General features: G+C 60.2%; 1 protein-coding gene. It reads left to right on the top strand.

Annotation, left to right across the window (positions count from 1 at the left end; genetic code table 11):
* Positions 1–616, top strand: a 616-nt coding sequence (locus EOB49_RS34490) for an aldehyde dehydrogenase family protein (protein ID WP_127383544.1), incomplete at both ends; no start/stop codon positions are given.

Raw genomic sequence — 616 nt, forward strand, 5'->3', positions numbered from 1 at the left:
GCAAGCTCGCCCCCGCGCTGGCGGCAGGCTGCCCGGTGATCCTCAAAGGGGCCGAGGAGACGCCAAGTGTGGCTGTCCATATCGTGGAATCTTTGCGTCAAGCAGGGATACCGGAAGGCGTGGTCAACCTGGTGTTCGGTGTTCCTGTGCATATATCGCGGCATCTGCTCAGTTCGCCAATTGTGAAAGTCTTGACGTTCACGGGGTCGACGGCTGTTGGAAAACAGCTAGCCACGCTGGCCGCGAATAATCTGCAGCGTTGCATCCTTGAGCTCGGTGGACATTCCCCGGTTATTGTGTGCGAAGATGCGGATCTGGCAAGGGCGATACCGGCTATTTCGGAATACAAATTCGAGTGCGCGGGCCAGAGCTGTAATGCGCCCAGCAGGATTCTTGTCGCCCGGTCCCGCTATGAGGAACTCCTGTTCCGGATGACGGAGGCGGTCCGAAGAATCAGGATCGGACCACCGGATGACCCTGCAACGCAAATGGGGCCAATGGCAAACGCGCGGCGAATAGAGGCCATGCAGCGCCTGACCAAGGATGCGGTAGAAGGCGGCGCCCGCATCGAGACCGGTGGCATCCCCCTTGACCGACCGGGGTTTTACTGGCCGCC

The organism is Mesorhizobium sp. M7A.F.Ca.MR.148.00.0.0, assembly GCF_003997735.1.
GTDB lineage: Bacteria > Pseudomonadota > Alphaproteobacteria > Rhizobiales > Rhizobiaceae > Mesorhizobium.